Origin of the sequence: Actinomadura rifamycini DSM 43936, from assembly GCF_000425065.1 — a bacterium.
Taxonomy (GTDB): Bacteria; Actinomycetota; Actinomycetes; order Streptosporangiales; family Streptosporangiaceae; genus Spirillospora; species Spirillospora rifamycini.
On record NZ_AULB01000035.1, the window covers coordinates 21,749 to 43,296 of the forward strand.

General features: G+C 77.2%; 15 protein-coding genes. 3 read left to right on the plus strand and 12 right to left on the minus strand.

From position 1 onward, the window contains the following. Positions 1 to 64: 64 nt before the first annotated feature. Positions 65 to 1,831 carry a fatty acyl-AMP ligase gene (locus tag H505_RS0128770; RefSeq protein WP_034520359.1) on the plus strand — a complete coding sequence of 589 codons (1,767 nt, stop codon included), beginning with the start codon at positions 65 to 67 and terminating at the stop codon, positions 1,829 to 1,831. Here the strand turns inward: H505_RS0128770 and H505_RS0128775 are convergent. The 11 genes from H505_RS0128775 to H505_RS0128825 form a co-directional block, all read right to left on the minus strand. Next, a complete protein-coding gene (locus H505_RS0128775; RefSeq protein WP_026404741.1) occupies positions 1,818 to 2,723 on the minus strand; it encodes an alpha/beta fold hydrolase in 906 nt (301 codons plus the stop codon). The genes H505_RS0128770 and H505_RS0128775 overlap by 14 nt on opposite strands. Beyond that, positions 2,720 to 3,721, minus strand: coding sequence for an NAD-dependent epimerase/dehydratase family protein (locus H505_RS0128780; RefSeq protein WP_026404742.1), 1,002 nt, complete (start codon positions 3,719 to 3,721; stop codon positions 2,720 to 2,722). Before H505_RS0128780 ends, H505_RS0128775 begins: the two co-directional genes overlap by 4 nt. Further along, on the minus strand, positions 3,718 to 5,400 hold the full coding sequence (locus H505_RS44955) for a fatty acid CoA ligase family protein (RefSeq protein ID WP_084550935.1): 1,683 nt from the start codon (positions 5,398 to 5,400) through the stop codon (positions 3,718 to 3,720). The genes H505_RS0128780 and H505_RS44955 overlap by 4 nt, the downstream gene beginning before the upstream one ends. Positions 5,401 to 5,407: 7 nt before the next feature. After that, the gene (locus H505_RS0128790) at positions 5,408 to 6,427 is read right to left on the minus strand and encodes a 3-oxoacyl-ACP synthase III family protein (RefSeq protein WP_026404743.1); all 1,020 of its coding nucleotides are present in this window, start codon (positions 6,425 to 6,427) and stop codon (positions 5,408 to 5,410) included. Then, positions 6,424 to 6,693, minus strand: coding sequence for an acyl carrier protein (locus tag H505_RS0128795; RefSeq protein ID WP_026404744.1), 270 nt, complete (start codon positions 6,691 to 6,693; stop codon positions 6,424 to 6,426). The genes H505_RS0128790 and H505_RS0128795 overlap by 4 nt, the downstream gene beginning before the upstream one ends. Before the next feature lie 36 nt (positions 6,694 to 6,729). Continuing rightward, positions 6,730 to 14,229: a type I polyketide synthase gene (locus H505_RS44960; RefSeq protein WP_084550937.1), complete on the minus strand. Its 7,500-nt coding sequence runs from the start codon at positions 14,227 to 14,229 to the stop codon at positions 6,730 to 6,732. A gap of 123 nt (positions 14,230 to 14,352) precedes the next feature. Continuing rightward, entirely contained in the window at positions 14,353 to 15,129 is a 777-nt protein-coding gene (locus H505_RS0128805; RefSeq protein ID WP_026404745.1) for an ABC transporter ATP-binding protein, read from the minus strand. Beyond that, on the minus strand, positions 15,126 to 16,205 hold the full coding sequence (locus H505_RS0128810; RefSeq protein WP_084550939.1) for a FecCD family ABC transporter permease: 1,080 nt from the start codon (positions 16,203 to 16,205) through the stop codon (positions 15,126 to 15,128). The genes H505_RS0128805 and H505_RS0128810 overlap by 4 nt, the downstream gene beginning before the upstream one ends. Then, positions 16,202 to 17,191: a FecCD family ABC transporter permease gene (locus H505_RS0128815; RefSeq protein ID WP_051301282.1), complete on the minus strand. Its 990-nt coding sequence runs from the start codon at positions 17,189 to 17,191 to the stop codon at positions 16,202 to 16,204. The genes H505_RS0128810 and H505_RS0128815 overlap by 4 nt, the downstream gene beginning before the upstream one ends. After that, entirely contained in the window at positions 17,181 to 17,996 is an 816-nt protein-coding gene (locus H505_RS0128820) for a siderophore-interacting protein (RefSeq protein ID WP_026404748.1), read from the minus strand. Before H505_RS0128820 ends, H505_RS0128815 begins: the two co-directional genes overlap by 11 nt. Positions 17,997 to 18,001: 5 nt before the next feature. Continuing rightward, positions 18,002 to 18,997: an ABC transporter substrate-binding protein gene (locus H505_RS0128825; protein WP_026404749.1), complete on the minus strand. Its 996-nt coding sequence runs from the start codon at positions 18,995 to 18,997 to the stop codon at positions 18,002 to 18,004. Between the two features lie 108 nt (positions 18,998 to 19,105). Here H505_RS0128825 and H505_RS0128830 point away from each other — a divergent pair, with 108 nt between their 5' ends. Further along, on the plus strand, positions 19,106 to 19,894 hold the full coding sequence (locus H505_RS0128830) for an AraC family transcriptional regulator (RefSeq protein WP_026404750.1): 789 nt from the start codon (positions 19,106 to 19,108) through the stop codon (positions 19,892 to 19,894). Here the strand turns inward: H505_RS0128830 and H505_RS0128835 are convergent, their stop codons facing one another. Next, positions 19,895 to 21,277, minus strand: coding sequence for a pyridoxal phosphate-dependent decarboxylase family protein (locus H505_RS0128835; RefSeq protein ID WP_026404751.1), 1,383 nt, complete (start codon positions 21,275 to 21,277; stop codon positions 19,895 to 19,897). Positions 21,278 to 21,390: 113 nt separating this feature from the next. On the opposite strand from H505_RS0128835, the gene H505_RS50150 reads away from it, so the two are divergent. Further along, the gene (locus tag H505_RS50150; protein ID WP_157433162.1) at positions 21,391 to 21,531 is read left to right on the plus strand and encodes a hypothetical protein; all 141 of its coding nucleotides are present in this window, start codon (positions 21,391 to 21,393) and stop codon (positions 21,529 to 21,531) included. Positions 21,532 to 21,548: the final 17 nt, after the last annotated feature.

Consider the following 21,548-nt stretch of genomic DNA (forward strand, 5'->3'; position numbering starts at 1 on the left):
ATGATCGACCCGCCGATGGCTCTCCATGACGATACCATTACCCTTAGTGACCGAAGGGGAGCGGATGGATCTCGTGCGGTGCCTGCGTGAGCGGAGCGAGCGGTACGGGGACGAGCGGTGGTTCGCGTTCGTCGCTTCCCGGGGCGGGAAACTGGTCGAGACCCGCCGTCTGACCTACGCCGAACTGGACGGGCGGGCGCGGGCGCTGGGCGCGCGGCTGGCCGGGCGCGGCGCGCGCGGAGAACCCGTCGTCCTGCTGCATCCGACCGGGCCCGAGTTCCTCGTCGCCTTCTTCGGCTGCCTGTACGCCGGGGCGGTCGCCGTGCCGGCGCCGCTCCCCGCGCTCGATCCGCGCGCGTTCGCCCGCGCCGAGGGCGTCCTCGCCGACACCGGCGCCCGGCTCGTCCTGACCGACGCGGCGAACCTCGCGATGCTGGACGAGTGGCTGGCGCGGACCGGCCTGCGCGGCCGCGTGCGCTGCGCGGCGACCGACGCCCCGCCGACCGACGCCCCGCCGGGCGATGCCGCGGCCGGCGCCGTTCCGCCGGGACGCGGCGGCGCCGGGGAGAACGACGTGGCGTACCTGCAGTACACGTCCGGATCGACCAGCCGCCCGCGCGGCGTGATGGTCACCCACGGCAACGTCCTCGCCAACTGCGCCGCCATCACCGCGGGCCTCGGCGCGGCGGCGGGCCGCGCGGCGGCCGGGTGGCTGCCCCATTTCCACGACATGGGCCTGGTCGGCATGTACCTGCACGCCCTCGTCGCGGGCCGCGACCTGGTCGCGGCCTCCCCGACGGCCTTCCTCGCGCGCCCGGCGCTCTGGCTGGAGATGATCGACCGGTACCGGGCCGGGTGGACGGTCGCGCCCGACTCCGGGTACGAGTGGCTGGCCCGCCGCTGCCGCCCCGAGGACGCGCGGGGCCTGGACGTCTCGTGCCTGCGGCGCGCGGTGGTCGGCGCGGAACCGGTCCGGCCCGCGACCCTCGACGCGGTCGCCGGGCGGTTCGCCGCCATCGGCTGGGACCGCCGGTGCTGGACGCCCGCGTACGGCCTGGCGGAGGCGACGCTGATGGTGAGCATGACGGCGGCGGGCGGCCCGGTCGCCGGCCGCTTCGGCACGGCGGCCCTGCAGGCCCGCCGGGCCGTGCGCGCGGACGGCGCCGACCCGTGCGCCGACCCCTGCACCGAGCTCGTCGCCGCGGGCCGTCCGTCCGGCGCGGAGGTGCGGATCGTCGACCCGGAGACGCGCGCCGAACTGGGGGAGGGCCGGGTCGGGGAGATCTGGGCGGCGGGGGCGGGGGTGGCCCTCGGCTACCGCGGCGACGAGCGGGCGACCGGGCGCACCTTCCGCGCCCGCCTGCGCGACGGCCGCGGCCCGTTCCTGCGCACCGGCGACCTCGGCTTCGTCCTGGACGGCGACCTGTACGTGACCGGACGCCTGAAGGAGATCGTCATCGTCAACGGCCGCAACGTCCACCCCTACGACCTGGAGGAGGCGGGGCGGCGCGCGCATCCGGCGGCGGGCGCGGGCGCCGCGTTCGCCGTGCGGGACGGCCGCGAGCACCTCGTCCTCGTCCAGGAGGTCCGGGCGCGGAACGGGGAGCCGCTCGCGGAGGCGGCGCGGCGGATCCGGCGCGCGGCGAGCGGCGCGGCGGGCGTCCCGGTGAGCGTGGTGCTCGTGCGCCGCAACGGCGTCCCGCGCACCACCAGCGGGAAGGTGCAGCGCGCCCGGACGCGCCGGGAGTGGCTCGGCGGGCGCCTCACGGTCCTGCACGCCGACCTCGCCCCGGACGTCGGCGCCCTGCTGGACCGGGTCAGCGGCACATGAAGTCGCGGAGCTCGACCAGGAACCGGTAGCCGGTGTCCTCGAGGACGTAGTGCCCCGCGTCCTCGTAGGCGTGCGTCCGCGCGGCGGGGAAGCGCCGCCGCCACTCGTCCAGCATCGCCCGGTCGAGGACGACGTCCCGCAGCCCCCACCCGATGAGGACGGGCAGGTGCGCGAACGCGGCGAGCGCCTCGCCCGCGCCGTGCAGCAGCGGCCACGCCGGGTCGCCCGGCCGCAGCGGGACGTCCTGGACGAACCGCTGGATCGCGCGGCGGTTCGCGGGGTCGGCCGTCGGCGCGAGGAACGCGGCCCGGACGGCTTTCGGCATCGGGCGCCGCACCCCCAGCGGCGGCAGGGTCGCGAGCCGCGCGAACAGGTTGTGCCGCAGGAACATCCGCTCGCCGAGCCGGGTGTCGCGCAGCACCCGGAACGGGACGCGCAGCGGCACGCGGACCCGTTCGCCGTGCGGGTTCGGGAAGGCGGCCGTGTTGAGGACGACGAGGCGCTCCACGCGCTCGGGGCGCCGGGCGGCCCACGCCGCGCCGATCGGGCCGCCCCAGTCGTGCATCGCCAGCGTCCAGCCGCGTTCCGGGGCGCCCCGCTCGGCGATCAGGTACTCGACCAGGGCGTCGAGGTCGTCGACCCGGGAGGCCAGCGTGTAGGCGTACCGGTCCTCGCCGGGCTTGTCGGACAGCCCCATCCCGACGTGGTCGGGCGCGACGCAGCGGAACCGGTCGCGGAGCGTCAGGATCGGCCACCGCCACAGGTAGCTCCACGACGGGTTGCCGTGGACGAACAGGACCGGCGGCCCCGAGCCCTCGTCCACGTAGTGGAGCCGGACGCCGCCGAGGTCGAGCCGGTGGGACGCGAACGGGTACTCCGGGAACCGGTTCACCGGGCCGCCCGCAGCGGCCGCCGCTCCAGGTGCGCGGCCAGCCGCGCGAGGCCCGTCGCGGTGTCCACGGACGGGCGGTAGCCGAGGTCGCGGCGCGCGGCCGAGAGGTCGAACCAGTGCGCGGTGGACGCCTGGTTCACCAGGAAGCGCGTCAGCGGCGGCTCGCCCCGCACGCCGGGCAGCCGGTACGCGGCCTCCACCAGCGCCCCCGCGGCGTAGGCGGGCCGGACGAACGGGAGCCGCCGCGTCACCGGCGGCAGCCCCGCCGCCGCCAGCAGCGAGTTCAGCCACGCCCCCATGCCCCGCGGCTCGCCCTGGCTGATGAAGTAGGCGCGGCCGACCAGCGGCGACCCCGGCTCCAGCAGGTCGAGCGCGCGGACGTGCGCCTCGGCGGCGTTGTCGATGTAGACGGTGTCGACCGGTTTGTCGGTCCTGCCGAGGAGCCAGAGCCGGTGCCGCCGCGCGGCGAGCCGGGGCAGGAAGTGCGGGTCGCCCGGCCCCCAGATCAGGTGGGGCCGCAGCGCCACGGCCGGGACGAGCCGCCCCGCCGCGCCCAGCACCAGGCCCTCGGCCGCGGCCTTCGTGCGCGGGTACGCGGCCAGGAAGCGCCGCGCGTACGGGACGGACTCGTCCACGCCCGCCAGGTCGCGGCCGGCGTGCACGACGCTCGGCGACGACGTGTGGACGAGCCGGGCCCCGGCACGCGCGCACGCCTCCAGCACGTGCCGCGTGCCGTCCACGTTGACGTGCTCGTAGTCGCGGGCGCGGCCGCCGACGCCCGCCTTCGCGGCGCAGTGCACGACGGCGTCGCACAGTTCCGCCGCGGCGAGCACCGCGCCACGGTCGCGGACGTCGGCGAGGTGCTGGACGACGCCGAGCTCGTCCAGCGCGGCGGACCGGTGCCGCTGCAGCGCGTGCACCGTGTCGCCGCGCTCGGCGAGGCGCCGGCACACGGCCGCGCCGAGGAACCCGCCGCCGCCCGTCACCAGGACCTTCACCGCGCCTCCCCGGCCCGCCGGCGCGCCGGGTCGCGGGCCTCCTCGCGGGCGGTCTCGCGCGCCGCCCACAGCGCCAGCTCGTTCCGGCGGATCTTGCTGTTGTGCCGCACGTCCACCGGGAACCCGTAGTTGAACAGGACGTCGCGGATCGCGGCCGTCCCCGGCCGCCGCGCCGCGACCGCGAGCAGCTCGGCCCGCAGCCGCGCCCGCTGCGCCCGCCCGGTGCCCGGTTCGGGCTCCACCACCAGGACGGGGCGCTGCCGGGGCGGCGAGCCGAGGCCGACGAGGGCGGAGCGGCGCACCCCCGGCACCGTGTCGAAGACCGGCTCGACGTGGTCGGTGTACAGTTCGCCGCCGTCCGCCGTCCGGACGCGCTCGTCCTTGCGGCCCGCGAACCACAGCCGGCCCTCCGCGTCGACGCGGCCGAGGTCGCCCATGCGGTGCACGGTCCGGTCCCCGTCGGCGATGCGGGCGCGGGCGGTGGCGCCCGGCCGCTCCAGGTACGGGTCCGCGACGGTCGGCCCGGCGACGGTGATCTCGCCGATCGCCCCGTCCGGGACGAGCAGCTCGTCGCTCCACTTGCGGATCGGCTCGTCGGTCACCGCGATGACGCGGACGAGCTGGCCCGGCAGCGGCCGGCCGAGGCAGGTCCCGGCGCCGTCCGCGGTCGCGTCGCCGGTCGCCGCGAGCTCCCGGCCGTCGATTACGCTGACCGGCATGCACTCGGTCGCCCCGTACGCGGAGAACAGCTCCGCGTGCGCCGGGAGGCAGGCGCGCGCCCGCCGGAGCACCGCGTGCGGCAGCGGCGCGCCCGCGGTGAGGACCGTGCGGACCGGCGCCAGCGAGTGCCCGCCGGTCAGGCTGTAGCGGGCGATCCGGTCCAGCAGCGCGGGCGGCGCGAACAGCGCGCTCACCCCGAACCGGCGGATGTCGCCGACGAGGGTGTCCGGGCGGGCCGACGCGGGGCGCCGCGCGTCCACGGCGGGGAACACCGCGCAGGCGCCCAGGAGGGTCGCGCCGAGCGCGAACGGCGGGAACGTCGACAGCACCCGCGTGCCGGGTTCGAGCGGCCGGGTCGCGTCGAGCATCCGCACCTGCGCCAGCAGGTGCCGGTGCCGCAGCGGGACGCCCTTCGGCACCCCGGTCGACCCCGACGTGTACGCGATCAGCGCGAGGTCCTCGGGTTCGGGTTCGGGCCCGGTCTCCAGGGCGGGCGGCGCGTCCGCGCGCAGCCGGTGCACGGTGCGGCCGAGCCACATCCGCCGCGGCCCGACCGTGATCGAGGTGCGGACGCAGCTGCGCGCCCACCCGAGCGCGACCCGGGCGGCCTGCGCGACCGGGACGCCGATGAACACCTCCGGCGCCGCCTCCGCCATGCAGGCCCGCAGCGCCGCCTGCGGGAGCGCCGGGTCGATCAGCACGGGGACGGCGCCCATCCGCAGCAGCGCGTGCACGGTCGCGAGCAGCTCGATGCCCGGCGGCACCATCACCGACGTGCGGGTCCCGGCCTCCACCCCGGCGCTGCGCAGGCCCGCCGCCGTCCGGTCGATGAGGACGGCCAGCTCCGCGAACGTCACGCTGCGGGGCGAGCGGCCGCCCGTCACGCACGCGACCGTGTCGGGCCGCGCGCGGACCTGCGCGTCGAACATGACCGCGAGCCGGGCCCCTTCTGTGATCATCTCCGGGTCACCACCGCGCGATGACGATGCCGGCGCTGATGCCGCTCGCCAGCCCGACCATCGCGACGAGGTCGCCGCGCCGGACCCGGCCGTCCCGCACGGCCCGCGCGAGCTGCAGCGGCAGGGTGGCGGACGCGACGTTGCCGTGGTCGGCGATCGTGACCACGGTCTTGTCCGGCGGGATCCCGGCGCGGTCGCAGAACGCCCACAGGTAGGGCAGCGCGGCCTGGTGGACGCAGACGACGGCGAAGTCGCGCCAGCGGAGCCCCGCCTCGGCGAGCGGCTTGTGCAGGGCCTCCAGGTCGAGCCGGTTGAACGCGTCCGCGAACGCGAGGAAGTCGTAGTCGAACCGGCCGATGGCCGCCGCGGGGGCGTCCGGGTCCGACGTCAGGTTCGTGACCGGGACGGCGGCCAGCCGCCAGGCGGCGGACTCGGCGGAGAACCGGGTGCCGAGGACGCCCGGCTCCGCGCCGGCCTCCAGCACCATCGCGGCCCCGGCGTCGGAGAACGTGTAGTGCACCGCCGCGGCGAAGAACTCCTCGGTGCTCGCGACCGTCCAGGGCGTCCCGGAGCTGAGCAGCTCCCCGCAGGCGATGAGGATCCGGCGGTGCGTGCCCCGGGCGATGAACGCGTCGGCGATCTCGATCGCGTTGACGAAGCCGTTGCAGGCGTTGCGGACGTCGAACACCGGGCAGGCGGCGCCGAGCTTGGCGGCGACGACGTGCGCGGTGGCGGGCTCGACGGTGTCGCCGAGCACCCCCGCGTAGATGACGAGGTCGAGGTCGAGGGGGCGCGCCCCCGCATCCTCCAGCGCCTCCCGGGACGCTCTGACCGCCAGGTCGGACGGCAGCTCGCCGGGCGCGGCCAGGTGCCGCCGCCGGACGCCGCTGCCGCGCTCGACGAGCCCCCGGGGGAAGTCCGCCCCCGGGCTGCGCGCCGCGACCCGGTCCTCGAGTTCCCCGGTGGTCATCGTCGTCTCCGGCAGGTACGCGGACACGGCGGCCAGCCGGCTGCGCGGGGCGTTCATCGCGACATCTCTCCTTGCACGGTGCGGTGGACCAGATCGGCCAGCTCCAGCACCGTCCTGGTGATGATCAGCCGGTCGAGCGGTAGTTCGACGTTCAGCCGCTCCTCGATCGTGTACACGGCGGCGTAGAGGGTGCGGGACTCCATTCCGGGCAGGTCGGCCCAGCTTGCGTCGGGCGCGACCTCCTCCGGGTCGAGCGTCAGCGTGTCGGCGAGGACGCCGCGGACGAGATCGAGCATCGGGATCGGTACGGCGGACGTGGCCACCTTTCCTCCTCGGGTGCGGAACGGCTTCGCGTGCGGTCAGCGCGAAGGTGACGGGGACCCCTCGCCCCGGCGCGGGGCGGGGACGGCCTGGGGGCGCTGCGGGGGCGGCGCCGGTTCCGCGGCGCGCGCGGCCGGGGCGGCGGCGCCGAGCCGCAGCACGATGAGCCGCGCGATGTCGTTCACCGTCCCGCCGCTGCGCAGCAGCTCCATCGGCGGGATCTCGACGCCGAACCGGCCGCGCAGCGCGGACAGCAGCTCGGTCGCCATGAGGGAGTCCAGGCCGTAGTCGTCCAGCCGCCGGTCGTGCGCGATCCGCTCCGCCGGGGTGAGCAGCACCGCCGCCAGCACCTGCACGAGCCGTTCGGCGACGAGGGCGTGCGCCTCGTCCGCGCCCGCGCCCGCCACCAGCCGGGCGAGCTCGGTCGCGCTCGCGTCGTCCTCCTCCAGCCCGGCGGGCACGAGCCGCGACAGCCACGGCCGGCGCAGCGCGGGCAGGACCCGGCCGAGCCGCGCCCAGTCGCACCGCCCGACCATGCCGACGTCGACGCCCTCGGCGAGCATGTCCCCGACGGCGGCGAGCGCCTCGGCGGGGGTGATCGAGTCGATGCCGGCCCGGGCCAGGACCCGCTCCCGGTCGCCGGTCGCGAGGACGCCGGTGCCCGCGAGCGCGCCGAGCCCCACCGCGAGGGCCGGGAGCCCGTCCCGGCGCCGCCGCCGGGCCAGCGCCTCCAGGTACAGGTTCGCCGCGACGTACGGCGCCTGCCCGACGTTCCCGATCGTGGTGAGCGACGAGCACAGGACGAACAGGTCGAGGTCCCGGTCGCGGGTCAGCCCGTCCAGCACCGCCGCCCCGGCGATCTTGGGGTGCAGGACGGCGCGGATCCGCTCGTCGTCCAGGTCGGTCAGCGGGGCGTCGTCCAGGTGCATCGCGGCGTGGACGACGCCGCGCACCGGGCGCCCGGCGGCGTCGGCCTCCCGGAAGACGCGCCGCATCGCGCCGGCGTCGGCCGCGTCGGCGGCGTGCGCGCGGGCCCGCGCGCCCAGCCCGTCCAGCTCGCCGAGCAGCGCGGCGGCGCCCGGCGCGGCGGCGCCGCGCCGGCCGACCAGGGCCAGGTGCCGGGCGCCGTGCCGCACCAGCCACCGGGAGGTCTCCGCGCCGAACCCGCCGAGCCCGCCGGTGACCAGGTACGTCGCCTCCGGGTCGAACCGCGGCGGGGTCCGGCGCGACCGGACCCGCACCGGCTCGTCGCGCGGGTCGAGGGACACGACGATCTTCCCGACGTGCCGCGAGTGCCGCATCAGCGTGAAGGCGTCCTGGACGCGCGCGGCCGGGAACAGCGTGTGCGGCAGCGGCCGCACCTCCCCGGAGCGGGCGAGGGCGGCGAGCGCGGCGAGGTGCCGGGCCGCGTCCTCGGGCGCCTTCCACAGCAGCGTGCCGATGTCGACGCCGTGGAAGGCGAGGTTCTCCCCGAACGGCCGCAGCAGCAGCGGCCGGTTCTCGTAGATGTCGCGCTTGCCCAGCTCGATGAACCGGCCGCCGTGCGCGAGCGTCTCCAGGCTCCGGGTGACGGCCTCGCCCGCGAGCGAGTTGAGCACGACGTCCACGCCGCGGCCGCCGGTCAGCTCCCGCACCCGCTCCGCGAAGTGCAGGCTGCGCGAGTCCAGCACGTGGTCGGCGCCCAGCGCCCGCAGCAGCTCGCGCTTGACCGGGGTGCCCGCCGTGGCGACGACCCGGGCCCCGAAGGCGCGGGCGACCTGCAGCGCCGCGAGCCCGACGCCGCCCGCCCCGCCGTGGACCAGGACGGTCTCGCCCTCCCGGAGCCGCGCGCACACCTCCAGGGAGTACAGGGCCGTCGCGAAGGCGATCGGCAGCGTGGCGGCCTCCGCGAACGTCATCCCGTCCGGGACGGGCGCCGCCATCCAGTCGGCGACCACGACCTGGTCGCCGAACCCGGTGTTCCCGACCGCCGTCACCCGGTCGCCCGGCCGCACCGCGGTCACCCCCGCGCCGACCGCCGTGACGATCCCCGCGCACTCCAGACCCAGCTCGTGCCCGCCGAAGACGTTCTCGATCGCCTCGACCGGCAGCAGGTTCACCGCCCGCATCACGTCCCGGTAGTTCAGGCCGATCGCCCGCGCCGCGATGCGCACCTCGCCCGGGCCCGGCTCCCGCACCGGCGCCTCCCGCCAGGCCAGGGCGAAGGACAGCCCCGGATCGTCGACGGCCAGTTCGCGGGCGGCGGGCCGCGCGGCGGCCGCCGGCTCCGCCTCCACCAGCCGGGGGACGAACCGCCCCCGGGGCGCGAGGACGAGCTCGTCCTCGTCGTCCGGGGCCAGGAGCTCGGCGGCCAGCCGCCCGGCGTCGGCGCCGTCGTCGCCGCCGGGGTACAGGCACACCCGCCGCACCGTCAGGCCGGGCTGCTCGTTGCCCAGCGTCCGCGCCGCGCCCCACACCGCCGCGTCCTCCGGGTGCGTCGCGACGCCGTCGAGGGCGGGTTCGGGCAGCGCCCCGCAGGGGCGCGCCACCACCCACAGCGCGGCGTCCGCGCCGTCCGGCAGCCGGTCGGCGGCCCGCGCCGCCGCCCGCAGCGCCGCGAGCCGCCGGGCGACCCGCTCGGCGGGCCCGCCCGGGCCGTCGCCCAGCACGAGCACGAACCCGACGGCGCGCGCGTCGGCGGGGACGTCGGCGAGCCACCGCTCCGGGTCGCCGCTCGCCGGGCACGCGCCCGCGGCGCCGCCCCGCGCCTCCAGGACGTCCCGCAGGGCGCGGGGCAGCCCGGACGGCCCGTCCTCGGCCGCGACGACCCAGCACGCGGAGGCGTCCGGCGCGGGCGGCTCCTCGGGACCCGGGCGTTCCGCGGCGGGGGCGCCGGCCGCGGTCGCGACCGCGACCGTCAGGTCGCCGTCCGCCCACGCGCCGCCGGCCGGGTCCCCGTCGTCGGTCCGGGCGACCTCGGCGAAACCGGCCTCCGCGAGCAGCGCGTCCCACCGCTCCGGCGCGAGCAGCGGCGAGTCCGGCCGCAGCCCGCGGTCGGTCACGTCCCAGAAGTCCGCCGCCTGCCCGTCCACGGCGAGGAGCGGGCCGAGCCGGTGCGGCTCGGCGGCCAGCAGCGTCCCGCCGGGCACCAGGAGCGCCGCCAGGCGGTCCAGCGCGACCGCGGCGTCCCGCGCCCGGTAGAGCCCGCCGGCCGCGACGACCACGTCGAACGCGCCCGCCGCGAAGCCCTGCTCGGCCGGGTCCCGGTCGAGGTCGAGGACGCGGTGCTCGACGCGGCCGTCGTCGCCGAAGCGCTTCGCCAGTTGCGCGACGGACGTCCCGTCCGGGTCGGTGACCGTGTACCGGGTGCGGTCGGGCGGCAGGACCGGCAGGACGGACGCCGTCGCGCCGCCCGTCCCGGCGCCGACCTCCAGCACCCGCAGCGGCCGGTCCGCGGGCCACCGCCGCACGATCCGCTCGGCGACCGCCGCGACGGCCCGCCCCGCCAGGAGCGCGAGCGGCCCCGCGTCGCGGACCTGCCGCAGCAGCTCGGCGCCGCCGCCGGACTCCACCGGCTCCGCCGGCCGCTCGCCCCGCAGCAGCCGGGGCAGCTCCCGCCACCGGCACACCGCGAGGACGCTCAGCGCCGCGAACGACGAACTCCGTTCGAGGAGGTCGCGGTGCGCGCGTTCGACGTCGCGCGCGGACCACGCGGGCCGGATCCGGTCCTCCTCCAGGACACCGTGCCGCTCCAGCAGCGGCACCGCCGCCCGCACCATCCGGCGCAGGTGCGGCACCGCGCACTCGCGCAGCACGTCGTCCAGCGGCCGCCCGCCGGCCGGCTCCCCGAACGCGTCGGCGAGCGCGCGGGCGAGCGTGTGCGCGAACACCTCCTCCAGCCGGTCCGCGTGCGCCGCGTGGCCCTGCTCGTCCCACGCCGGACGCAGCGCCGCGATCGCCGCCTCCGCGTCCGCCAGCACCTCCCGGGCCGGGACGGCCGGCGCCGCCGCGGCCGGCCCGGGCCGGGGCGCGGCCCGCAGCACCGTCGCGTACCGCGCGAGCGGCGTCCGGCTCCGCGCGGGCATCCGGCGCAGCCGGCACCCCTCGATCTCCACCGCGACCCGCCCGGCCAGGTCGGTGATCGCGATGTCCCAGCAGACCTCGTCCTCGGTGCGGGGCCGTTCCCGGACGTGCAGCAGGCCGTTCACGGACGGCGCCTCCCACACCCGCACCGCGCCGATCGCCGCCGGCATGTACCCGGTGCCCGCGCGCAGCTCGTCCACCAGCCACAGGACGCCCGCCTGCAGCGCGCTGTCCAGGACCACCGGGTGCGCCCGGTAGTCCCCCTCCGCCTGGGCCGGGCACCGGTACGCGGCGAAGATCTCCCCGTCGCCGCGCCGCAGCTCCGTGAGCACCCGGAACTCCGGGCCCCACACCATGTGCCCCTCGGCGGCCGCCGCGTAGTACCCGGCGACGTCCACCGGCTCGGCGGCGCGGGCCCGCAGCGCGTCGGCGTCCAGGGGCGCCGGGGCGGGGCGCAGCAGCGGGCGCACCCGCGCCCGGACGTGCTCGCGCGGCTGCCCGCCCGACCGGTCCGAACCCGCGACGGTGAGCACGCCGGTCTCGGTGGACAGCGACGTCTGCGCCCACACCGGCTCCGCCTCCGCGCCCGACGGGATCACCATCGCCCGGCTGATCTCGACCCGGTCGACCTCCACCGCCTCCGCCGCGCCCGGCACCGCCAGCCGCGCCGCCGCGACGGCCATCTCCACGTAGCCCGTCGCGGGCATCACCGCCGCGCCCGCCGCCCGGTGGTCGAGCAGCCACGGCGCCCGCGCCGGGTCCATCTCCCCGAACCACGCCGGCTCCGGCGCCGGGAGCCGCGTCCCGAGCAGCGGATGCTCCGTCGCCTTGGCGCCGCCCCGCTGCGTCCACGTGTCGGGGCCGCCCACCCAGAACCGCTCCCGGCGCCACGGGTACGCCGGGAGGTCCGCGACCGCGCCGCGGCGCGGGAAGTGGACGCCCCAGTCGAGGTCCGCGCCGACCGCGACCAGCTCCGCGACGGCGTCCCGCACCCGCGCCGGGCCCGGTTCGCCCCGCCGCAGCGTGCCGACGACCGCGGTCCGCCCCCGCGCGGCGCCCGACACGCGCCGCAGGTACGACCGCAGCACCGGGTGGGGGCCCACCTCCAGCAGCACGTCCGCGCCGTCCGCGAGCACCCGCGCCGCGGCGTCGGCGAACCGCACCGGCTCCCGCACGTTCCGCCACCAGTACCCGGCGTCCAGCTCGGGGCCCTCCACCGGGCCGCCCGTCACCGCGGACACCATCGGCACCCGCGCCCGGCCCGGCCGCAGCCCCGCCAGCGTCTCGCACAGCCGGTCGCGGACCGGGTCCATCGCGGCGCTGTGGAACGCGTAGTCGAGGTCCAGCTCGCGGAAGAACACCCCGTCCGCCGCGAGCCGCGCGCCCAGCGCCTTCAGCGCGTCCGCCGGCCCGGCCGCGGTGACGTCCCGGTCGCTGTTGACCGCCGCGATCTCCAGCCCCGGATGGTCGGCGAGCATCCGGCGCGCCTCGTCCTCCGGCAGCCCCAGCGCGGCCATCCGGCCCCGCCCCCGCGTCGGCGCCTGCGCCAGGCTCCGCTCGGCGACCACCTGCGCCGCCTGCTCGAGCGACAGCGCGCCCGACACGTACGCGGCGGCGACCTCGCCGACGCTGTGCCCCAGCACCGCGACGGGCCGCACGCCCGCCGCGTCCAGCATCGCCGCCAGGCCCGCCTGGACCGCGAACAGCAGCGGCTGCGCCGTCTCCGCCGCCCGCAGCCCCTCGGCCCGCACCGACGCGAGCCCGTCCAGGACCGACCGGCCCAGCCGGGGCGCGAGCCGCACGTCCACGGCCTCGACCGCCGCGCGGAACACCGCGTCCTCCAGCAGGTCGGCGCCCATGCCCGCCCACTGCGAGCCGTTGCCGGAGAACACCAGCGCCACCCGCCCGTGCTCGACCGCCTCCGCCCGCACCGCGTCCCCGAGCCCCCGGGCCGCCGCCTTCGCCGAGCCGGCCAGCACCACCGCGCGATGCGGGTGCAGGCCGCGCCGCCGGGCCGCGGTGTAGGCGGCGTCGTAGAAGCCGCTCTCCGGGACGGACTCCAGATGCCCGCTCGCCCGCGCCACCGCCTCGTCCAGCGCCTCCGGGCTGCGCGCCGACACCACCACCGGCAGCGCCCGCCCGTCCGGTTCCGCCGGGACGGACGGCGGGACGGGCGCCGGGACGGGCGGCGGCGCCAGCGCGACGTGGGCGTTCGCGCCGCCGAACCCGAACGAGTTGACCCCGGCGAGGGGCCGCGCGCGGTCGCCCGCCGGCATCGCCCGCGTCGCCACGCGCAGCCCGAGCCCCGCGAAGTCGATGGCCGGGTTCGGCTCGTCCGCGTGCAGCGACGGCGGGATGGTGCCGTGCCGCAGCACCAGAAGCGCCTTGAACAGGCCCGGCATCCCCGACGCGGGCTCCAGGTGCCCCACGTTCGTCTTCACCGACCCGATCGGCAGCGGCCCCCGCGTCCGCCGCCGGCCGAGCGCCCGCCCCAGCGCCTCGCACTCCGCCGGGTCACCGGCCGCCGTGCCCGTCCCGTGCGCCTCCACGTACACCAGGTCGTCGGCGTCCAGGCCGGAGTAGACCCGCCGCAGCAGGTCCTCCTGCGCCGCCGGGTTGGGCAGCGCCAGCCCCATCGTGCGGCCGTCGTTGTTGCTCGCCGCGCCGACGATGACCGCGTGGATCCGGTCGCCGTCGCCGATCGCGTCCGCGAGCCGCTTGAGCAGCACGACGCCGCCGCCCTCGGCGCGGACGAAGCCGTCGGCGTGCGCCGAGAACGCCCGGCACCGCCCCGTCGGCGACAGCATCGACGCCTGGCTGAACCCCACGTACGGCCCCGGCCCGAGCAGCGCGTTCACGCCGCCCGCCAGCATCACCCGGCCCGACCCCTCCGCGAGGGCCCGCACCGCCCGCTCCACCGCCACCAGCGCCGACGAGCACGCCGTGTCGATGCTCATGCTCGGCCCCCGCAGGTCGAATACGTACGACAGCCGGTTCGACGCGATCGACAGCGCCGCCCCCGACATCGAGTAGGGCCCCATCGCGCCCGGTTCGAGCGCCTGCAGCGTCCCGTAGGCGGGGTCGGACAGCCCGACGAACACCCCGGCGTCCGTCCCGGCGAGCGCGCCCGGCGCGATGCCCGCGTCGTCCAGCGCCTCGGCGGCCATCTCCAGCAGCAGCCGCTGCTGCGGGTCCATCGTCGCCGCCTCCTTCGGCGCGATGCCGAAGTACGCCGCGTCGAACCCGCTCACGTCGTCCAGGAAGCCGCCCGCGCGGGTGTAGCTCCGGTCGGGCCGCGGGACCCGCTCGTCCACGAACCGGCGGACGTCGAACCGGTCCGGGGGGACCTCGCCGACCAGGTCGGCGCCCCGCAGCAGCGCCTCCCACAGGCCGTCCAGGTCGGTGATGCCGCCGGGCAGCCGGCACGCGGCACCCACGATCGCCACCGCGTCCTCGGGTCGGCTCCATTCGCCCATCGCCCCGCCTCCCGCTCGCCAACTAGGGCACTACCTGCGGGAATAACTTAGGGTGACGATGAGATTACGAGCAACTGACCTTCCGGTGCCACTCCTGTACCCGCCCGCGGCGGGAGCCGCGGGTCAGGGGGTCGGGACGATCATCGGGGTGGCGGTCAGGGGGTCCGGCACGACGATGCAGGAAAGGTCGAACACCTCCTTGACGAGCTCCGCGTCGACGATGTCGCCGGGCGCGCCCGCCGCGACGACACGGCCGTCCCGCATGGCGACGAGGTGGTCGGCGAACCGGCACGCCTGGTTGATGTCGTGCAGGACGGCGACGACCGTGCGGCCCTCGTCGCGGAGCCGGGCGAGCAGCGCGAGCAGCTGGTACTGGTGCGTGATGTCGAGGAAGGTCGTCGGCTCGTCCAGCAGCAGGTACGACGTCTCCTGCGCGAGCACCATCGCGATCCACGCCCGCTGCCGCTGCCCGCCCGACAGGCTCTCCACCGGGCGGTCCGCCAGCCCGGCGACGCCCGCGGCGTCCATCGCCGCGGCCACCGCGCGCTCGTCCTCCCGCGACCACGCCGACAGCAGCGTCTGGTGCGGGTAGCGGCCGCGCGCGACGAGCTGCCGGACGAGCATGCCCTCCGGCGCGGCGAGCCCCTGCGGCAGGAAGCCGATCTCGCGCGCGAACGGCTTCGGGCGGTACCCGGCGACGTCCCGGCCGTCCAGCTCCACCCGCCCGGACGCGGGGGACAGCTGCCGGGCGAACGCCCGCAGCAGCGTCGACTTGCCGCACGCGTTCGTCCCGATGACCGCGGTGAACCGCCCGTCGGGGACGTCGAGGGCCAGGTCCCGCGACACCGTGCGGTCGCCGTAGGCGAGGGTGACGTCGCGGGCGGTCAGGCGACCCGTCACGGTCGTCGCACCTCCTTGATGAGCAGCCAGATGAGGTAGGTGCCGCCGATCGCGGTCGTCACCACGCCGACCGGCAGCTGGACGGGCGCGAGGACGGTCTGCGCCGCGATGTCGGCGGCCGACAGCAGCAGCGCGCCGGTCAGCGCGGCCGGCAGCAGCGGCACGCCGGGCGCGCCCGCGAGGCGGCGCCCGATCTGCGGCGCGGCGAGCGCCACGAACACGATCGGTCCGGACGCGGACGTCACCGCGGCCGTGCAGCCCACCCCCGCCAGGACGGCCAGGAGCCGCAGCCGGTTCAGGTGCACGCCCGACGACGCCGCGACCTCGTCGCCCAGCGTCGCCTGGTGCAGCGCGCGGGACAGGACGGCGAGCAGCGCCAGGAACGCCCCGCAGAGCAGGAACGGGAACCGCAGCTCCGCCCAGTCGAGCCCGTTCAGCGAGCCCGCCTGCCAGCCCGTCGCGGCGATCGCCACGTCCAGGTCGGCGCGCAGGATGATCCACGCGTTCACGGCGGTGAGCATCGCGTTCGCGGCGATGCCGACGACGACGAGCCGCAGCCCGCCGACGCCCGAGCCCAGCGACAGCGCGTAGACGGCCGCGGCGGTGAGCACGCCGCCCGCGACCGACCCGGTCGCCAGGCCCGCCGCCGACCCGCCGAACACCGTGATCGCCACGAGCACGCCGGTGTACGCGCCGGCGTCCAGCCCGATGACGTCCGGGCTGCCGAGCGGGTTGCGGGTGACGTTCTGGAAGACCGCCCCGGCGGCGCCGAGCGCCGCGCCGAACACCAGCGCCGCGGCGACCCGCGGCAGCCGCCACTCCCGCACGACGAGGACGGAGTCGCCGTGCCCCGCGAGCGCCGACAGGGCCGTCGCGGGGGAGTCCCACTCGTCGCCCCGGCACAGCCCGACGATCCCGAGGAGCAGCCCCGCGACGGCGAGCACCAGCGTCACCGCGAGCGTCCGCCGCTCCAGCTGCGCCGTGACGGGACCCGCGCGGAGGACGACCGCGCCCCCGCCCGCCGCCTTCGCTCCCGCCGCCTTCGCTCCCGCCGCCTTCGCTCCCGCCGCCTTCACGCCGCCACCGCCCCGTACCGGCGGACCGCCCAGATCAGGACGGGCGCGCCGACGAACGCGGTGACGATCGCCACCGGCACCTCGCCGGTCGGCAGCAGGATCCGCGACCCGATGTCGGACGCGATCAGCAGCACGGGACCGAGCACCATCGTGTACGCCATCAGCCACGGCACCGACCCGCCGGCGGCGCGCCGCGCGAGGTGCGGCACCATCAGCCCGACGAACGCGATCGGCCCCGCGACCGCCGTCGCGGCCCCGGCGAGCACCGTGAACAGCGCGAGCGCCGCGAACCGGATCCGGGCGACGCGCGCGCCGAGCGCCTGCGCGACGCTCTCGCCCAGCGCCAGGCCGCCGAGCGGGCGCGCCGCGAGCAGCGCCCCGGCCAGCGCCAGCCCGATGGCCAGCAGCGGCAGCTCGAACGGCGCCCGCTCGCGCCCGGCGAGCGCCCCGACCGACCAGAACCGGAACCGGTCCAGGGCGTCCGGGTACGCCAGCCGCAGCGCGATCGACACCCCCGACAGCACGAAGGTCAGCGCGACCCCCGCCAGGACGAGCCGCAGCGGGAACGTCCGGCCGACGCCGTAGACGACGAGCATCGCGGCGCCCGCGCCCGCCAGCGCGAGGGCGAGCTGCACGGCCGGCGCCGCCGCGATCCCGGCCGCCGCGCCGACCGTGACCGCGAACCCGGCGCCCGCGTTCACGCCGAGGATGCCGGGTTCGGCGAGCGGGTTGCGGGTCAGCGTCTGGATCAGCGTCCCGGCCGCCCCGAGGGCGGCGCCCACGAAGACGGCGATGACCGTGCGCGGCACCCGGATGTCGCGCACGATCACGTGCTCGTCCGTCCCGGCGTAGGCGGTGAGCGCCTCCCACACCGCGCCCGGCCCGGCCCGCCCGGCCCCGACGCACAGGCTGGCGAACGCCAGCGCGGCCAGGGCCAGGAGGGCCGCGAGCAGGATCGTGACCCGGCGGGGCACGTCACGCGCCAAGGTCGGCCACTCCGCGCTTCCAGTAGCCGGTGACGTACGCCCCCATCCGGCCCTTGCTCCACGCCCGCAGCGGCTTGATCGCGTCGGCCTCGCCGGCCGCGACCAGGAACGACTCGCCGGGCGCGGGCTCCAGGCCCATGACCGTCCCGGCGAGCCGCGACTCCGCGCCGTCCTGGACGAGCCGGATGATCCGGACGCCGTCCCGCGCGGCGAGCGGGTACGCGTGCTCGGCCTCGTCGGACGTCTCGACCACCACCGTCGCCGACACGTCCGCCGGGGACTCCTCGAGCCAGCGGCCGAGCGCCGGCAGCGCCGTCGCGTCGATCGCGAACAGGTAGTGGTCGTGGTGGTGCGGGAACGCCTTCGCGCCCGCGGGCCCGGCGATCACGGCCTCGTCGCCGACGGCCGCCGCCGCGGCCCACTCGGACGCGAGCCCGCCCTCGTGCAGGACGAAGTCAAGATCCAGCTCGCACGCCTCGGCGTCGTACCGGCGGATCGTGTACCGGCGGCTGGGCGGCGACGGGCGCGGCCACTCCAGGTCGAGCGTCTCCGGGTTGTGGACGGGGACGCGCAGCGTGCCGTCCGGGTCCGGGAACACGATCTTGATGTGGTCGTCGGCCTGGTAGGAGTGCACGCCCCCGGCGAGGCCCGGGCCGCCGAACGTCAGCCGCAGCATCCGCGGCGTGATCTGCTCGCGGCGCACGACCGCCGCCGTGCGCACCTCGATCGGGTAGCCGATCCGCTCGACGCCCGTGCCGGTCCGGTGGTGCTCCAGCACCCGCTCGCGCGGCATGTCCCTGCGCATCGCGCTCACTTCCCCTCCTCCAGCAGCGGCGCGAGCGCCTTGTCGACGTCGTCCAGGGCCATCAGCGCCGACTCGTAGGTGGCGGCGGCGGTGTAGCGCAGGCCGAAGGTCTTGCCGTCCTTCACCGCGGGCAGGTTCTTCCAAAGCTTGGAGTCGAGAACCCGCTGCACCGCCTCGGCCGTGGACCCGTCGGGTTCGAGCGAGTACGTGACGGCGTCGGCCTCGCCGAGGCTCTCCGGCAGCTCCTCGAGCGACGGCGTCTCCGACACGTCCTTCGAGCCGCCGCCCTTCTTCTTGACCTGGCCGTAGTACGTGACGCCGACGTCCTCGGCGATGTTCGTGCCCCAGGAGTCGCCGAACTCCCGCATGAACGTCCCGCCCGCGACGTCCCCGTAGGTTCCGACGTGACCGAACTTCAGCCCCTTCAGGGCGTCCGCGTACTTCGCCGTGATCTCGGCGGCCTTCTTCTCGTACGCGGCCTTGGTGTCGGTGTAGTACTGCAGGCGGCCCGCCGCGTCGGCCTGGCGGCGCGACAGGTCCCGCCACGCCGACGGGACGGTCGGGCCGATGACCGCGACGGGCGCGATCGACTCCAGCCGCTTCATGTCGATGTCGCCGAGCACCGGGCGCGGCACCCCGATGATGATGAGGTCCGGCTTCACCGCCGCGATCGCCTCGTAGTTCGTCGAGGCCGCCGCGTCGTCCGCGATCTTCTTGACCCCGTCGTACTTGGCCCGGTCCTCGGCGGACATCATCTCCAGCCCGCGCGTCCAGGTGGAGATGCCGACGAGCTCCGCGTCGGCCTCGATGAGCACCGGCACCGCGTACCCGGTCGCCACGATCCGCTTCGGGTCGGCCGGGATGGTCACGGTGCCGTTGTCGGCGGCGAACGACCGGGTCTTCCCGGACGTCCCGGCGTCGTCGGCCGACCCCGAACCGCAGCCGGTCACCAGGACCAGCGCGGCGGCGAGCGCCGTGGCGAGTCGCGTGCGAGTGGACATGGGCGAGCTTCCTTACGTTTCACGAGAGAAACCGCCCTGACCTGCGCCGGACGGCCAGCTTAGGCTAGCCTTACCTGACTTTCGGACATATCGGTGAGAGGACATTCTGTGCGCCCCGGAGGTCACCTTCGCGACGATCCCGTCCACTGCGAGGAGTACGGCTACGGCCTCGGCGACCCCGGCGGGATCTTCGTGCTGAAGTACCGCTCGGCGGGCGGCCTCACCCTCGGCGAGAGCCGCCAGGACTTCCTGCACCAGCTCTACTGGTCGCCCGACGGCGTCCTCGCCGTGCTGAGCGGCTCCGACACCGGGTTCCTCGGCCACCGCGAGGGGTACTGGGCGTCCCGCGCCACCGCCCACGAGGTCCGCGCGGGCGACCGCCAGACCGTCTACCGCGTCTGCCTGCGGGAGGTCCCGCCCGCTCTGGACGGCCACCGCTGCGGGCCCGTCGCCGTCGACGACCGCGCCGCCGAGCTCATCCGGCTGATCACCCGCCGCGACTGCGACGAGCGCACCGCGCTGGACGCGCGCCGCGGCATCATGGCCGGGCTCGCCCCGCTCACCGGCCGCGGCGTCCCCCGCCCCGCCGGCGGCAGCGGCTACGCCCTCACCGTCGCCCGCGCCCTCTCCCGCGACCCCGCCGACCCCACCCCGCTCACCGAATGGGCGCGCCGCCTCCGCGTCAGCTCGAAGACCCTGCAGCGCGACTTCGTCCGCGAGTTCGGCATGCCCTACTCCCGGTGGCGCACCCGGCACCGCCTCCGCGCGGCCCGCGTCCTGCTGCGCGCCCACCCCGTCACCGAGGTCGCGCACCGGGTCGGCTACGCGAGCCCGTCCGCCTTCATCGCCGCCTACGCCGGCGAGTACGGCCGCACCCCCGGCCGCGACCGGGACTGATCACACCCCCGGCACGGCCTCCCGCAGCGCCGCCGCCACCCGGTGCACGTCCGCCTCCCCGGTGCGCCAGTTGCTGAACGCCGCCCGCAGCGCCGGCACCCCGTCGTGGACCGTCGGCGTCAGGAACGCCTCCCCGGCCACCCGGTCGGCGAGCGCCGCCAGCCGCGCGGCGTCCGGCCGGTCGGCCAGCGTGAAGCACACGACGTTCAGCCGGACCGGCGCGAGCAGCCGCAGCCCCGGCACCGCCTCCACCGCGTCGCCCAGCGCCCGCGCGCACGCCGTGCACCGCTCGACGATCTCCCGGTGCCCCTTCCGGCCGTAGGCGCGCAGCGTGAACCACGCCGCGAGCGCCCGCAGCCGCCGCGAGTTCTCCGGCGTGAGGTGCACCAGATCGGGCGCCCCGCCCGACGGCCCCAGGTACGCGGCGGCGTTCCGGAACACCGACGCCTGCAGGTCGGGCCGACGCGTGAACTGCAGCGCGCTCCCGTACGGGACGTTCAGCCACTTGTGCAGGTCGACGCAGACCGAGTCCGCCGCGTCGAGCCCCGCCACGAGGTGCGCGTGCGCCGGCGACAGCGCCGCGAACCCTCCGAACGCCGCGTCCACGTGCAACCAGAACGGGTACCGCTCCCGCAGCGCCGCGACCGCCCGCAGATCGTCGAAGTCGCCGGTGTTCACGGTCCCCGCGTTCGCGACGACCACGCACGGGCCGTCCGCCTCCCGCAGCGCCCGCTCGAGCGCCGCCGGGTCCACCGCCTCCCGCCCCGCGACCGCGGGCACCCCGACCAGCGAGCGCCGGCCCAGCCCCAGCATCGCGAGCGCCTTCGCCACACTCGAGTGGGCCGCGCCCGACAGCACCCGCACCTCCCCGAGCGCCCCCGCCCCGTCCTCCGCCGGCGACACGCCCGCCCGTTCCCCGAGCCACTCCCGCGCCACCGCGAGCCCCACGAAGTTCGACGCGGTCGCACCGCCCACGAACGCCCCGCCGTGCGCGTCCGACAGGCCGAACAGGTCCCGCAGCCACCCGGCCGTCTCCCGCTCCAGCGCCTGCCCCGCACCGTCGAGCGACGAGACCGAGTTCTGGTCCCACACCCCGGTCATCCAGTCGCCCGCGAGCGCCGCCGGAGTCGTCCCGCCGGTCACGAACCCCAGGTACCGCGGCCCCGCGCTCGCCGACAGCGCCGGCTCCCACCGGTCGGCGAACGCCGCGAGCGCCCCCGCGAGCCCCGCGCCCTCCTCGGGCAGCCGCTCCGGCCCCGGCACGTCCGCCGCCGGGACCACCGCCCGCTCGCCCAGCCGCCCGAGCACCCCGGCCGCGTGCCCCCGCACCTCCTCGAGCAGCCCCGCCACCCCGTCCGCGTCCGCCGCCAGTCTCGGATCCATGCGCCCTCCCTTTCCGTCGCCCCACGACGCTAGGCCGCCCCGCCCGCCCGGACAGCGGCCAATCCGAGAAACCGGCCCGGGACCGCCGCCGCCCGGGCTTCGGCATCGGGCGCATGGCCGAGGGGGACGACCAGACGCTCTGCGACGTCACGATCGGCGCGGACGACGGCGTTCTGCGATTCGGTGACCTGGACCCCGTCGTCGCGTCTGAAATCCTCGCGGACCTGGAAATTTTGGCCGCCGCAGCGGTCTGAACCGCCGAATTGATCTC

Bases quoted from the DNA above. Each gene is read 5' to 3' on its own strand.
- H505_RS0128820 (WP_026404748.1), bottom strand. From the start codon at position 17,996: ATGCGCAGGGACATGCCGCGCGAGCGGGTGCTGGAGCACCACCGGACC.
- H505_RS50150 (WP_157433162.1), top strand. From the start codon at position 21,391: ATGGCCGAGGGGGACGACCAGACGCTCTGCGACGTCACGATCGGCGCG.
- H505_RS44955 (WP_084550935.1), bottom strand. From the start codon at position 5,400: ATGATCACAGAAGGGGCCCGGCTCGCGGTCATGTTCGACGCGCAGGTC.
- H505_RS0128835 (WP_026404751.1), bottom strand. From the start codon at position 21,277: ATGGATCCGAGACTGGCGGCGGACGCGGACGGGGTGGCGGGGCTGCTC.
- H505_RS44960 (WP_084550937.1), bottom strand. From the start codon at position 14,229: ATGGGCGAATGGAGCCGACCCGAGGACGCGGTGGCGATCGTGGGTGCC.
- H505_RS0128825 (WP_026404749.1), bottom strand. From the start codon at position 18,997: ATGTCCACTCGCACGCGACTCGCCACGGCGCTCGCCGCCGCGCTGGTC.
- H505_RS0128790 (WP_026404743.1), bottom strand. From the start codon at position 6,427: ATGAACGCCCCGCGCAGCCGGCTGGCCGCCGTGTCCGCGTACCTGCCG.
- H505_RS0128770 (WP_034520359.1), top strand. From the start codon at position 65: ATGGATCTCGTGCGGTGCCTGCGTGAGCGGAGCGAGCGGTACGGGGAC.